The sequence below is a fragment of the Kineococcus sp. NPDC059986 genome (assembly GCF_040702905.1).
GTDB lineage: Bacteria > Actinomycetota > Actinomycetes > Actinomycetales > Kineococcaceae > Kineococcus.
The window spans coordinates 215,812-229,742 of the sequence record NZ_JBFBND010000001.1; the positions used below are offsets into that span (position 1 = coordinate 215,812).

The following is a 13,931-nucleotide window of genomic DNA, read 5'->3' on the forward strand; positions in this document are numbered from 1 at the left end:
GACACCCGTCTCAGAACGAGGGACCGTCGACGCAGGGGCGCGTCAGCTGCAGACGGCCCCGACCGAGGCGGACTGGACCTGCTTGGCGTACTTGGCGAGCACCCCGCGCGTGAAGACCGGGGGCAGCGGCGCCCAGCCCTCGCGGCGCGCGGCCAGCTCGGAGTCGTCGACGAGCACCTCGAGCGTCTTGCCGGCCACGTCGAGCCGGATCCGGTCGCCGTCGCGGACGAAGGCGATCGGGCCGCCGTCGACGGCCTCGGGGGCGATGTGACCCACGCACAGGCCCGTCGTCCCGCCCGAGAAGCGGCCGTCGGTCAGGAGCAGGACGTCCTTGCCCAGCCCGGCGCCCTTGATCGCCCCGGTGATCGCGAGCATCTCGCGCATCCCCGGGCCGCCCTTGGGGCCCTCGTAGCGGATGACCACGACGTCCCCGGCCGAGATCGTGCCGTCCTCCAGCGCGTCGAGGGCCGCGCGCTCGCGCTCGAAGACGCGGGCCGTGCCCTCGAAGACGTCGGAGTCGAAGCCCGCGCTCTTCACGACGGCCCCTCCGGGCGCGAGGTTGCCCGTGAGGATCGTGATGCCGCCGGTCTTGTGGATCGGGTTGTCCAGCGCGCGCAGCACGACGCCGTCGACGTCCGGCGGGGCGATGTCGGCGAGGTTCTCCGCCATCGTCTTGCCGGTGACCGTGAGGGTGTCCCCGTGCAGCAGGCCGGCGTCCAGCAGCGCGCGCATGACGACGGGGATCCCGCCGATGCGGTCGACGTCGACCATGACGTGCTTGCCGAACGGCTTGAGGTCACCGAGGTGCGGCACCTTGCCCGCGACGCGGTCGAAGTCCGCCAGCGTGAGGTCGACCTCGGCCTCGTAGGCGATGGCCAGCAGGTGCAGCACGGCGTTGGTGGAACCGCCCAGCGCCATGACGACGGCGATGGCGTTCTCGAACGCCTCCTTGGTGAGGATCTGCCGGGCCGTGATGCCGTGGCGCAGCAGGCCCACGACCGCCTCGCCGGAGCGGCGGGCGAACCCGTCGCGGCGGCGGTCGGTCGCCGGCGGCGCGGCGCTGCCGGGCAGCGACATGCCGAGCGCCTCGGCCGCGGCGGCCATCGTGTTGGCGGTGTACATCCCGCCGCAGGCGCCCTCGCCCGGGCAGATCGCGCGCTCGATGACGCCGACGTCCTCGCGCGACATGAGCCCGCGGGCGCACGCCCCGACGGCCTCGAAGGCGTCGATGAGCGTCACCTCGTGCTCGCTGCCGTCGGACAGCTTGGCCCGCCCGGGCAGGATCGTCCCGGCGTAGAGGAAGACGCTCGCCAGGTCGAGACGGGCGGCGGCCATGAGCATGCCTGGCAGCGACTTGTCGCAGCCGGCGAGCAGGACCGACCCGTCGAGGCGCTCGGCGCTCATGACGGTCTCGACCGAGTCGGCGATGACCTCGCGGGACACGAGGGAGAAGTGCATCCCCTGGTGCCCCATGGAGATCCCGTCCGAGACGGAGATCGTGCCGAACTCCAGCGGGTACCCCTGGGCGGCGTGCACACCGTCCTTCACGGCCTTGGCGAGGCGGTCCAGGGACAGGTTGCAGGGGGTGATCTCGTTCCAGCTCGAGGCGACGCCGATCTGGGGCTTCTCCCAGTCGTCGTCCCCCATGCCGACGGCGCGGAGCATGCCGCGCGAGGCGGTCGCCTCCAGCCCGTCGGTGACCTGCCGGCTGCGCGGTTTGACGTCGATCTCATCGGCTGGGCTCACGGGTGGAGTCTAGGCAGGGCGGGGGTGGGGGGCGTTGACCGGACCACGCGGCCGGGGATAGCGTCGACCACGTCGTGAACGTTCACGACGTCCCTCTCCGGCTCGAAGGAGCGCCAGATGTCGACCCCCACCCGCTGGGCCGTGCTCGGTCCCGGTGGCATCGCCCACCGGTTCGCCTCGCAGCTGCCCTTCGCCGACGCGCAGCTCGTCGCCGTCGGCGGTTCCCCCACGGCCGGTGGCCAGGAGCGGGCGCGCGCCTTCGCCGCCGAGTTCTCGCCGGACGCCTTCGTGGGCGACTACGACGCCGTGCTGGCCCGCGACGACGTCGACGCCGTCTACGTCAGCACCGTCCACGTCACGCACGCCCGGCTGACCCTGGCCGCGATCCGCGCCGGCAAGCACGTGCTGTGCGAGAAGCCCTTCGCCCCCAACCACGGCAGCGTCATGGCCGTCGTCGACGCCGCCCGCGCCTCGGACGTGCACGTCCTCGAGGCGTACATGTACGCCCACCACCCCCAGCTGCAGAAGGTGCTCGAACTCGTCCGCGAGGGCGCCGTCGGCACCGTGCAGCACGTCGACGCGAGCTTCGCCTTCGCCACGGGCGCCCAGCAGGGGCGCCTGTACGACGCCGACCTCGCCGGCGGCGGCATCCTCGACGTCGGCGGCTACCCCGTCTCCGCGGCGTACCTCGTCGCGAGCGCGGCCCTCGGCCGCCCCGCCGCGGTGCAGGCGTTCTCCGCCCAGGGCACCGTCGGCGGGACCGGCGTCGACGAGTGGGCGACGGCGTCCCTGACGTTCGCCGGCGGCGTCACCGCCGCCGTCCGCACGGGCGTCGCCCTGGCCGACCCGCAGACGGTCACGGTCTACGGGTCCGCCGGCCGGATCCACCTGCCCGACCCGTGGACGATCCTCGGGGACACCCGCGTCGTCCTGACGCGGCCCGGCGCGGAACCCGAGACGTTCGCGTTCGACCCCGACCTGCCCGAGAACAAGGCGTACGCCCTCGAGGCCAAGGCGCTCGTCGGTGACGGGACCCCCGCGTTCACCCTCGACGACACCCTCGCCGTGAACGGCCTGCTCGACCGCTGGCGTGCCGAGATCGGGCTGCGCTACCCGTTCGAGACCGACACGGCGGACATCCCCACCGTCTCGGGTCTGCCGCTGCGCCGGACCGAGCCCACGGCCATGAAGTACGGCCGCATCCCCGGTCTGGACCGCGAGGTGTCGCGCCTGGTCATGGGCTGCGACAACCAGCCCGACCTCGCGCACGCCTCCGCCATCTGGGACGCGTTCGTCGAGGCCGGCGGGAACACGTTCGACACCGCGTGGCTCTACGGCTCGGGCAAGTACGAGAAGCTGCTCGGCCGCTGGATGGCCAACCGCGGCAACCGCGCCGACCTCAACGTCATCGTCAAGGGCTGCCACACGCCGCACTGCGACCCGGAGTCCCTGACCCGCCAGCTCTTCGAGTCCTTCGAGCGGCAGGGCCACGAGCACGCGGACATCTACATGATGCACCGCGACAACGAGGACATCCCCGTCGGCGAGTTCGTCGACGTCCTCGACGAGCACGCCTCCGCGGGCCGCATCACGGTCTACGGCGGGTCGAACTGGTCGACGGCGCGGGTGGACGAGGCGAACGAGTACGCCCGCAAGAACGGCAAGCGGCCGTTCTCGGTGTTGTCCAACCACTTCGGCCTCGCCGAGGCGTACGACGTGCCGTGGGCCGGGTGCCGCCACGTCACCGACCCGGCCTCGAAGCAGTGGCTGACCGAACGCGACATCGCCCTGCTGCCGTGGAGTTCGCAGGCGCGCGGGTTCTTCGCCCGCGCCAACCCCGACGACCGCAGCGACGCCGAACTCGTGCGCTGCTACTACTCGGACGCGAACTTCGAGCGCAAGGCCCGCGCCGAGAAGCTCGGCCGGGAGCTCGGCGTGCCGGCCACGGCCATCGCGCTGGCCTTCGTGCTGGCGCAGCCGTTCCAGGTGTTCGCGCTGTTCGGCCCCCGCACGATCGCCGAGGCGCGCTCGTCCATGACCGGTCTGGGCGTCGAGCTCGACGAGCAGCAGGTGGCCTGGCTGGACCTCCGCGAGGGGTGAACAGCACCCCGGCCGGGAAACGCCCCGGCCCGGCGCGGGCGACGATCGTCGACGTCGCCCGCGCCGCCGGGGTCTCCCGGCAGACCGTCACCCGGGCGGTCAACGACATGCCCGGCATCAACCCCGCGACGCGCGACCGGGTCCTGGCCGCCGTCCGGGAGCTGAACTACCACCCGTCCCGGTTCGGGCGGGGTCTGGTCAAACCCTCCGCCCGCACCCTCGGCCTCGTCCTGGGCGACCTGACGAACCCCTACTACGCCGACCTCGCCGCCACCGTCCTGCGGCTGGCCGCGGCCCGCGGGTGGACCGTCGTCATGGCCGAACCGGGGTCGGTGACCGACCTCGTCGGTGGCGTGGACGCGGTCGTGGGGTTCACCGGGCTGGCGCTGGAACCCCCCGGGGCCGGTGCCCCGAACCTGCCCGTCGTCGAGATCGACCCTCCCCGCGCGCACCCCGGCCACGGCCGGATCGAGTTCGAGCGGTGGACCGCCACGCGTGACGCCGTCCGGCACCTGCTGGAACGGGGCACGCGGCGACCGGTCGTGCTCGACATGCCGTCGCGCTCCTCGCGCGGGCGGACGTTCGTCGAGGCCTTCGGCGAGGCGGGGCTCGAAGCGGTGGTCGTCGACCGCGACACCCCGTGGGCGGACCTGGCCCCGCTGCGGCCCGACGCGCTCGTCGCGTTCAACGACCTCGGCGGGTTCCGGCTGCTGCGTGAGCTCGAGGCCCACGGCGTCGCCGTCCCGGGGCAGGTCCGCGTCGTCGGCGTCGACGGGCTGGCCGTCGGGGAGTTCGTCACCCCGCGCCTGTCGACGCTGGCCATCGACCTGGCCGAGGTCGCCCGTGCGGCCCTCGACCTCGTCCTCGCCCTGTCCGAGGGACCGGGTCGGGACGGGGCGAGCGAGCTCGTGCGGGTCGTCCCGCACCGGTTCCTCGCGCGCGAGTCGACCTGAGCCGAGGGCGCGTCGACCTCAGGCGCGGTGGGCCAGCGCCCGCAGCCGCGTGCGGACCTCGTCCTCGTGCCACCCCAGCCGCCCCTGCGACCACGTCGGCGCCGGCAGGGCGCCGCGGCCCACGAGCGCGTGCAGGGTCGCGACGTCGACGTCGTAGCGGTGGCTGACCTGGAGCAGGGTGAGCTTGTCGAGCGGGGCGTCCACAGGGGGGGTCCGTTCTCGGAGGGAGGTGGGGAGGCAAACGTCCCCAGGGTAGCCGCTCGCCGGCGTGCCAGCGGGACGCCAGCGGACCGGGCCGCACGCCAGCGCCGGGCCAGCGCCGACGGCGAGGGTCCTGCCATGACCTCCTACGCGATCGAGGCCGAGGGCCTCCGCAAGCGCTTCGGCACCACCCAGGCGCTCGACGGCGTCTCGTTCCAGGTCCCGGCCGGGCGGGTGCTCGGCGTCCTGGGCCCCAACGGCGCCGGGAAGACCACCGCCGTCCGCATCCTCGCCACCCTGCTGCGCCCCGACGAGGGCAGCGCGCGCATCGGGGGCCTCGACGTCGTGCGCGACGCGGCCCGCGTGCGCCGCACGATCGGCCTCACCGGTCAGTACGCCTCCGTCGACGAGGACCTCACGGGGATGCAGAACCTGCTCCTCATCGGCACCCTGCTGGACCTCTCACGCCGCGACGCCCGGCGGCGGGCCGGCGAACTGCTCGAGTGGTTCGACCTCGCCGACGCCGCCTCGCGGCCCGCAGGCACCTACTCCGGCGGGATGCGCCGCCGCCTCGACCTCGCGGCCTCCCTCGTCGGCCGGCCCGCGGTGGTGTTCCTCGACGAACCGACGACGGGGCTCGACCCCGCCAAGCGCGACGCCATGTGGGACGTCGTGCGGACCCTCGTCGGTGAGGGGTCGACGGTGCTGCTGACGACCCAGTACCTCGAGGAGGCCGACCAGCTCGCCGACGAGATCACCGTCATCGACCACGGCCGCGTCATCGCGCACGACACCCCCGGCGGGCTCAAGCGGCAGGCGGGCAACCGCACCCTCACCGTCGTCCCCGTCGACGCCGCCGACGCCCCCGTCGTGCAGTCCCTCCTGGCGGCGGTCTCCGGGGACGAACCCCAGGAACTGCCCGACGGCGGGTCCTCGGTGCCCGTCGCCGACGAGCGCGCCCTGGCCACGACCGTGGCGGCCCTCGCCGACCGCGGGATCGCGGTGAGCGAACTCTCGCTGCACCTGCCGACCCTCGACGAGGTGTTCGCCACCCTGACTCAAACCCCCACCAGCTCACCCACCACCTCGAAGGAGTTCGCAGCATGAGCACCGTCCTCGACCGCACCGTCCCCACGGGGACGACGACCACCCCGCCCGGCCGGCCGTTCCGCGGCCTCCGGCACGCCGGCGCCCTCGCCGTCCGGAACCTCGTCAAGACCGTCCGGACGCCTGAAGCGCTCATCGACGTCACGATCCAGCCCATCATCTTCCTCCTGCTGTTCACGTACATCTTCGGAGGCGCCCTCGGCGGTGGTGACCGCTCGTCCTACCTGCAGTACCTGCTGCCCGGGATCCTCGCCCAGTCGATCTCGCTGGCCGGAGTCTCGTTGGGGCAGAACCTCAACAGCGACATCCAGAAGGGCGTCTTCGACCGGTTCCGGTCGCTGCCCATCGCCCGGTCCGCCCCGCTCGTGGGGGCGGTGCTGGCCGACGTCGTGCGCTACCTCATCCTGTTCGCGGTCATCATGACGGCCGCGACCGTCATGGGTTTCCGGGTGCAGACGGGGTTCGTGCCCACGCTCGCCGCGCTGGGCGTCTCGATGGCGTTCGCGCTCTCGTTCTGCTGGATCTCGGTGTTCGTGGGTCTCATCGTCCGCACCCCTGGCGCGGTGCAGGGTCTGATGTTCCTCCTCGTGATGCCGTTGAGCTTCGGCAGCAACGTCTTCGTGAACACCGCGAGCATGCCGGGGTGGTTGCAGCACTTCGTGCAGGTCAACCCGATCACGCACCTCGTCGGTGTGGTGCGCGGGTTGATGCTCGGTGGCCCCGTGGCGAGCGACCTCGCGTGGACCGGCGGCTGGATCGCCGTGTTCCTCGCGGTGTTCGTCCCGCTGGCGCTGCGCGCCTACAACCGCCGCGCGTGAACCCCGGACCGGACCACCGCCCGCAACCCGGCGAGCGCCGCGTCCCGCTCCTGGTCCCGGCCTTCGCCGTAGGCGCGGGAGCAGGCGGCGGCGAGCGCGGGCGGTGTGGTCGGCAACCCCTCCCGGACGCGGACGACCTCGGGTTCGGTCGGGTCCTCGGCGCCGCGCAGGGTCGCCGCGGTGCCGAGGACCCGCGCCGCCTGCTCGGGGTCGCCCTCGAGCAGCAGCCAGCGCGCGACGGCGACGGCCACCATCGCGACGACCGGCATGTCGTGGGTCGCGGCCGCGAGGTCGACGGCCTCGACCAGCAGGCCGGGCAGCCGCTCGCGCGCCTGCGCTGAACCCGTCTCCACCAGGACGTGCGCCGCGGCCGCCAGGAGACCCGCGCGTTCGTGCCCCCAGACCCCCGAACCGGCCCGGTCGGCGAGGTCGGCCAACTGCCGCTCGACGAGGTCGCGGGCCACGTCGAGGTGCCCCTGCGCCCGGAGCCCGGCGAGCTGGGACAGGACAAGCCAGGTCCGCGTCGTGGCGGACGCCGGCCCCGCCGCGGGCTCCAGGCGCACCAGTTCCCGCGCCGCCTCCTCCGTGCGCCCTCGCCGTTGCAGGACGTCGACGAGCCGCATCCGCAACTGGACCTCGTCGTCGGCGTTGCCGAACGGGGCGATGAGGTCGCCGGCCTCGCGGTAGAGCCGCTCCGCGGCGTCCAGGTCCCCGGTGACGACGGACCGCTGGGCCAGCAGTCGCAGCGCCCCGGCCCGCCCCCAGCTCTCCCCGACCGACGCGAAACCCGCCGCGGCCCGCCGTGCGTGCCGGGCCATCGCGTCGATGTCCCCGTCGTTCTCGGCCCCCGCCCCGCACATGAGGTGGACCAGCGCGGTGAGCCACGGGTCCGCCGGGGGTTCGGCGAGGAAGGGCTGGACCCGCGGGTCCCGCGCCACGTCGAACCAGACGCCTTCCGCCTCCGTGCTGAAGCGGTCGAGGAACACTGCGAGCAACACCGAGAGCGGGTCCCCGCCGCCGACGGCCGGGTCGCCCAGCGCTCGGTGCAGGGCCTGCATCCGGGCTCGTCCGGCCTCCCACTCCCCCAGCCCCTCCATGAGGCCGTTGACGACGTCGAGGCTCTCGCCGACGAGGTCGAGCGGTGTGCCCGACGGGCCCGCGGACCGCGCGACGGTCGTCCACTCCCGCACGGCGGCGTGCCGACCCAGCGCCGACCACCACAACGCGACGGGCACCGTGAGCCGCAGCGCGCGGTCGGCCGAGCCGGTCGCGGCGAGGTGCCGCAGGGCGGCCAGCAGGTCGTCCGCCTCGGCGTCGAGCCGCCGGGACCAGGCGAGCTGATCGGCGCCGCGCAACCCCGTCGCCGCACCGGCCGCCACCCCCTCCGCCCACCCCGTGCGGGCCTGCAGGACCTTCTCGACCTCCCCCGTCGCGGCCAGCCGGTCGGCGCCGTACTCCCGGATGGTCTCCAGCAGCGCGTACCGGGCGAGGGGGCCGGACCGCAGCTGCAGCAGCGACTTCTCCACGAGCGACCCCAGCAGGTCGGCCACCGTCACCTCGTCGCCGAGGTCGGTGGCCACGGCCGCCGCGGCCTCCACCGACACGGGGGCGTGGAAGACCGACAGGCGCTGCAGGAGCACCTTCTCGTCGGGGTCGAGCAGGTCCCAGCTCCAGTCGACGACGGCGCGCAGCGTGCGGTGCCGGGCCACCGCCGTGCGCCGGCCGCCCGTGAGCAGCCGGAACCGGTCGGACAACCGGTCACGCAGGTCGGTCGGGGTCATCGTCCGCAGCCGGGCGGCGGCCAGTTCCAGCGCCAGGGGCAACCCGTCGAGACGTTCGACGACCTCCTCCACGACGGCGCGCTCCCCCGGTTCCGTGAGCGAGAACCCGGGCGACACCGCGGCGGCCCGCTCGGTGAACAGCTGCAGCGCAGCCGGTCCCGCCAACGGGCCGAGCGGGTGCAGGACCTCGCCCTCCACCCCGAGGGCTTCGCGGGAGGTGGTGAGGACGACGAGCGCCGGGCAGGCGCGCAGGAGGTCCTCCACGAGGTGCGCGACGTCGTCCAGGACGTGCTCGCAGTTGTCGAGCACGAGCACGGTCCGGCCCCCGCCCAGTGCCGCGACGACCCGGGAGCGCTGGTCGGCGTCCACCGTCGCGACGGCGACGGGCCGGCGGTCGCGCCCGGTGTCGCGCGCCCCGAGGACGGCTGCGACCGCCCCGAGCACGTCGGGCCCCTCGGCGACCGGGGCGAGCGGCACCACCGGCACGGAGGTCCCGGTCGCGACGAGCGCGGCCCCGACCTCGCTGGACAACCGTGTCTTGCCCGCCCCGCCGGGGCCGACGACGGTGACGCACCGCGCGGTCCGCAGCAGCGCGTCCACGCGCGCGACGTCGTCCTCACGCCCGACGAAGGACGTCAGGGAGCGCAGCGACGCCGGGCGGGGAACTGCCGGTGCGCCGTCCCCGGCAGCCAGCGCGGCCCGGTGCGCCTCCCGCAACCCCGCGGAGGGGTCGCTGCCGAACTCCTCGGCCAGGACGCGCCGCGTCTCCTCGTACGCCGCGAGGGCCTCGGCCGCGCGCCCCTCGGCCGTCAGGACGCGCACGCGCAGTTCGGCGAGGCGTTCGCGCAGCGGGTGCGTGCGCAGGAGTTCCTCCAACTCCGCGGCGAGGCCGTCGGTGCGCCCCAGGGCGACCCGCGCCGCAGCCCGGTCGGCGAGCGCCTCCAGCCGGGACTCCTCCAGGCGCCCGGCGTCGGGGGCACCGGCGATCTCCACCAGCGGTCCGCGCCACCGGCCCAGGGCCTCGTCGAGCACGGCCTCGGCGCGGTCCGGGCGTCCGGCCCGCAGTTCCGCGTGGCCCTGCGCGAACGCGGCCTCCACCTCCGGGACGTCGACCAGCACCCCGCGCAGGACGTACCCGGCCGGACCCGCCTCGATGCTCGCCCTGGTCCCCAAGGTGCGCCGCAACCGCGAGACGAGGGACTGCAACGCCCCCGGGCCCCCGGGTCCGTCACCGGGCCAGAGAAGGTCCTCCAGGACGCCCGTCGGGACCGGCCGGCCCGCACGCAGGGCGAGTTCGGCCAGCAGCAGGCGCAGGCGCGCGCCGGGGACCGTGACCTCCGTGCCGTCGGCGGCCTCGACCCGCAGGGGACCCAGGAGCTCGATCCGCAGGGGCTCGACCACGGACTCCGACACGGGGACAGCCTGCCACCCCGGTCAGTAGACGTCCCGCACGTACCGCTTGTCGGCCGCCATCGCCGCGACGTGCGCGGCCGCGTCGTCCGCGCTCATGCCGCCGTGCTCGGCGACGACGTCGCGCAGGGCGGTGTCCACGTCCTTCGCCATCCGGGACGCGTCGCCGCAGACGTAGAAGTGGGCGCCCTCGTCGATCCAGCGCCACAGGTCCTTGCCCTGACGGCGCATGCGGTCCTGGACGTAGACCTTCTCCGGCTGGTCGCGGGAGAAGGCCAGGCTGAGCCGGGTGAGGGACCCGTCCTCGCGCCAGGCCTCGAACTCGTCCTTGTAGTACCAGTCGGTGGCCGAACTGCGTTCCCCGAAGAACAGCCAGTTCCGTCCCCCGCCGCCGTGGGCCCGGCGCTGCTGGAGGAACCCGCGGAACGGGGCGACGCCCGTGCCGGGGCCCACCATGACCACCGGCACCGTCGGGTCCGCGGGCGGGCGGAAGGCCGGCGACGGCTGCACGAACACCCGCAGCCCCTGCCCGTCAGCGCGGTCGGCGAGGAACGTGGAGCAGACCCCGTGCCGGACGGGGTCGCCGAAGCGCACGACGGACACCGTGAGCTGCACCTCGTCGGGGTGGGCCTCGGGGGCCGAGGAGATCGAGTACTGCCGCGGTTGCAGGGGTTTGAGCAGGTTTCGCCACTCCACGGGTTCGGCCTTCACGGGGAACGCCCGCAGGACGTCGGCGGTCTGCCGACCCCAGCACCACTGCGCGCTCAGACCGGGTTCGCGCGAGTGCCGGCCGACGAAGCTCAGCAGTTCCGGTGACGGCCGGGTGACGTCGAGGTCGGCGAGGTCCTCCGGCGCGTTCCCCGTCAGGCGGGCGACCTCCTCGACCACGCGCGGGTCGTTGACGGGCCACACCCCGAGGGCGTCACCGGCCCGGTACTCCAGACCCTCGTCGCGCGCGATCCCGAACTGCCGCACCTCCTTCGACGATCCCGGACGGTTGAGCCGGACGTTGCGCACGAGCCGGGTGCGGTAGGGGTCGCGCCGGGTGGGGCGGGTCGGTGCGCGGCGCGGCGCGGGCAGGACCGGGCGGTCCGCGAGCAGGTGCAGCACGCGCGTCGTCCAGTCGTCGGCGCGGTCCTCCTCCCCCGGTTCGCAGTCGACGCGGTCCAGCAACCGGTCGGCCCCGAGCGCGGCGAACCGCTCGTCGAGACGCCGGCCGTGCCCGCAGAACTGCGCGTAGGACGAGTCGCCGAAGGCGAGCACCGCGAACCGGTAGCCGTCCAGCCGTGGCGCGTCGGGGGCGCGCAGACGTTCCCAGAACGCGCTCCCGTTGTCCGGCGGGCCGCCGTCCCCGAACGTGCTCGCCACGAGCAGCGTCGTCGGCGCCAGCCGCGAAGGGTCGGCCCGGTCCATGCCGACGACCCCGGCCCGGACACCGGAACCCACGAGCGCCGACGCCGCGGACCGGGCCTGCTCCTCCGCGCCGCCGGTCTGGGAGGCGAAGAGGACCAGCACGTCGAGCTCGGCGTCGAGGTCCGCGTCCCCGGCGGTGTCCGGACCCGTCGGTCGCACGGCGGCGGCGACCCGACGGAGCGCGACCGCGGCCACCTTGAACTCGGGTTGCAGGCTGTCGGGGTCGACGGCGTCGGACGTGACGGCGTTGACCGCGACGTCCTCGCCGTAGGAGTCGTTCCAGTGGAACGGTGCGAAGCAGCAGCCGGGCAGCACGCGGTCGGTGACGACGGCCGGCAGCACGGCGCGGCCGCGGCGCGAGCGCACCTCCACCGCGTCGCCCTCGCCGATCCCGAGCTCCGCCGCGTCCTGCGGGTTCACCTCGAGGAACGGTCCGGGGTCCAGCCGCTCGAGCTTGGCCACCCGGCCGGTCTTGGTGCGGGTGTGCCACTGGTGCTGCGTGCGACCGGTGTTGAGGACGAAGGGGTGCTCCTCGTCGGGGAGTTCGGCGGCCGGGACGAAGGGCCGGGGCCAGAACACCGCCCGCCCGTCGGGCGTCGGGAACCGCAGCCCGCCGGAGTCGAGGTACCGCAACGGGTTGCGGTCCGGGCCGCCCGGGGCGGCCGGCCACTGCACGGGTCCGGCGGCGAGCCGCTCGTGGTCCACACCGCGCAGGTCGTACCCGGTCCGGGGGTTGGAGAAGCGGCGGATCTCCTCGAAGACCTCCGCGGCGCTGGTGAAGGCGAACTGCTCGGTCCAGCCCATCCGCTGGGCGACCCCGGCGATGAGGGCCCAGTCGGGCCGGGCGTCACCGACGGGGTCGACGGCCTGCGGCAGCAGGGTCATGGTGCGTTCGGAGTTCACCGCGACCTGGCTGGACTCCGCCCACAACGTCGCAGGCAGCAGGACGTCGGCGTAGGGCGTCGTCTCGGTCTGCTCGTAGGCGTCCTGGACGACGACGACGTCGCAGCGCCGCAAAGCCTCGGTCACCACCGACCGGTTCGCCACCGACGCGACGGGGTTCGTGCAGACGATCCAGCAGGCCTTGACGTGCCCGTCGGCCATCCGCCGGAACAGGTCGACGGTGCCCGTGCCGGCCTCGGCCCGCACCGTCCCCGGCGCCAGGCCCCAGACCTCCTCGGTGAACGCCCGGTCCTCGGCGACGAGGGCCGAGCGCTGACCGGGCAGCCCCGGCCCCATGTAGCCCATCTCGCGCCCGCCCATGGCGTTCGGCTGGCCGGTGAGGGAGAACGGGCCGCTGCCCCGGTGCCCGATGGCGCCCGTGGCCAGGTGCAGGTTGACGAGGGCGTTGGTGTTCCAGGTGCCGTGGACGCTCTGGTTGAGCCCCATCGTCCAGCAGCTCATCCAGTTCCGGGTGCCGGCGAGCAGGTCGGCGGCCCGGCGCAGGTCCGCCTCGGGCACCCCCGTCAGCTCCGCCACCCGCGCCGGCGGGTGGTCGGCGACGACCTCGGCCATCGCCTCCCAGCCGGTCGTGGCGGCGGCGACGAACTCCTCGTCGACCGCCCCCGCGGCCTCGAGCAGGTGCAGGAGTCCGTTGAGCAGGGCCAGGTCCGTCCCCGGTCGCACCAGGAGGTGGACGTCGGCGGCCTCCGCGGTCGCGGTGCGGCGGGGGTCGACGACGACGAGCTTCGCGCCCGCGCGGACCCGGTCCATCATGCGCAGGAAGAGGATGGGGTGGCAGTCGGCCATGTTGGACCCGACGACGAGGAAGACGTCGGCGTGGTCGAAGTCGTCGTAGGACCCGGGCGGGCCGTCCGCCCCCAGGGACTGCTTGTACCCCGTACCGGCGCTGGCCATGCAGAGCCGGGAGTTGGACTCGATCGCGCTCGTGCGCAGGAAGCCCTTGGCCAGCTTGTTGGCCAGGTACTGCGCCTCGATCGACATCTGCCCCGAGACGTAGAGCGCCACGGAGTCCGGCCCGTGCTCGGCCAGGGTCGCGGCGAAGCGCCGGGCGACCTCGTCCAGTGCGTCGTCGAGGGCCACCGGCCGGGTGGGCCCGCCGCGCTCGTCCCGGACCAGGGCGGTCTGCAGGCGCCCGTCCGGGGTCATGAAGCCCGCGCTGGTGGCGCCCTTGGTGCACAGCCGGCCCCGGTTGACGGGGTGCTCGCGGTCCCCCGAGACCCCCGCGAGGGTCCGCCGCCCCGTGACGGGGTCGGTCACGACGTCCAGCACGATCCCGCAGCCCACCCCGCAGTAGGAGCAGGCGCTGCGGACGCGGGTCGGGGCAGGGGCGTCGGGTGTCACGGGAGCAGTACAGCGGGACGCGGTTGCCTCCCCGTTTCCCGTGTGTTGCGACCGTGGTGCGCTGTCCTCACAGCCCGTCGGCGCGGCGGTGAGGACAA

Annotated in this window: 8 protein-coding genes; 4 read left to right on the forward strand and 4 right to left on the reverse strand. The window is 74.4% G+C overall.

Going from position 1 to position 13,931, the window contains the following annotated elements; translation table 11 throughout:
- Positions 1 to 42: 42 nt before the first annotated feature.
- On the reverse strand, positions 43 to 1,746 hold the full coding sequence (gene ilvD / locus AB0637_RS00995; RefSeq protein ID WP_366169264.1) for a dihydroxy-acid dehydratase: 1,704 nt from the start codon (positions 1,744 to 1,746) through the stop codon (positions 43 to 45).
- Positions 1,747 to 1,863: 117 nt separating this feature from the next.
- Between ilvD and AB0637_RS01000 the strand changes: the two genes are divergently transcribed.
- On the forward strand, positions 1,864 to 3,846 hold the full coding sequence (locus AB0637_RS01000) for an aldo/keto reductase (protein ID WP_366169265.1): 1,983 nt from the start codon (positions 1,864 to 1,866) through the stop codon (positions 3,844 to 3,846).
- A complete protein-coding gene (locus AB0637_RS01005) occupies positions 3,843 to 4,799 on the forward strand; it encodes a LacI family DNA-binding transcriptional regulator (RefSeq protein WP_366169266.1) in 957 nt (318 codons plus the stop codon). The genes AB0637_RS01000 and AB0637_RS01005 overlap by 4 nt, the downstream gene beginning before the upstream one ends.
- Positions 4,800 to 4,817: 18 nt before the next feature.
- Here AB0637_RS01005 and AB0637_RS01010 read toward each other — a convergent pair whose 3' ends face one another.
- Positions 4,818 to 5,003, reverse strand: coding sequence for a hypothetical protein (locus AB0637_RS01010; protein ID WP_366169267.1), 186 nt, complete (start codon positions 5,001 to 5,003; stop codon positions 4,818 to 4,820).
- A 135-nt stretch (positions 5,004 to 5,138) separates the two neighbouring features.
- On the opposite strand from AB0637_RS01010, the gene AB0637_RS01015 reads away from it, so the two are divergent.
- Together AB0637_RS01015 and AB0637_RS01020 are read left to right on the forward strand one after the other, a co-directional pair.
- Entirely contained in the window at positions 5,139 to 6,107 is a 969-nt protein-coding gene (locus AB0637_RS01015) for an ATP-binding cassette domain-containing protein (protein ID WP_366169268.1), read from the forward strand.
- Positions 6,104 to 6,925, forward strand: coding sequence for an ABC transporter permease (locus tag AB0637_RS01020; RefSeq protein ID WP_366169269.1), 822 nt, complete (start codon positions 6,104 to 6,106; stop codon positions 6,923 to 6,925). Before AB0637_RS01015 ends, AB0637_RS01020 begins: the two co-directional genes overlap by 4 nt.
- Here the strand turns inward: AB0637_RS01020 and AB0637_RS01025 are convergent.
- Positions 6,907 to 10,119, reverse strand: coding sequence for a BTAD domain-containing putative transcriptional regulator (locus AB0637_RS01025; RefSeq protein WP_366169270.1), 3,213 nt, complete (start codon positions 10,117 to 10,119; stop codon positions 6,907 to 6,909). The two genes, AB0637_RS01020 and AB0637_RS01025, sit on opposite strands and share 19 nt — an antisense overlap.
- A gap of 21 nt (positions 10,120 to 10,140) precedes the next feature.
- Positions 10,141 to 13,833 (reverse strand): bifunctional nitrate reductase/sulfite reductase flavoprotein subunit alpha, encoded by a 3,693-nt coding sequence (locus tag AB0637_RS01030; RefSeq protein WP_366169271.1) that lies wholly within the window; start codon positions 13,831 to 13,833, stop codon positions 10,141 to 10,143.
- Between the last annotated feature and the right edge of the window lie 98 nt (positions 13,834 to 13,931).

Bases quoted from the DNA above. Each gene is read 5' to 3' on its own strand.
- AB0637_RS01000 (WP_366169265.1), top strand. From the start codon at position 1,864: ATGTCGACCCCCACCCGCTGGGCCGTGCTCGGTCCCGGTGGCATCGCC.
- AB0637_RS01015 (WP_366169268.1), top strand. From the start codon at position 5,139: ATGACCTCCTACGCGATCGAGGCCGAGGGCCTCCGCAAGCGCTTCGGC.
- AB0637_RS01020 (WP_366169269.1), top strand. From the start codon at position 6,104: ATGAGCACCGTCCTCGACCGCACCGTCCCCACGGGGACGACGACCACC.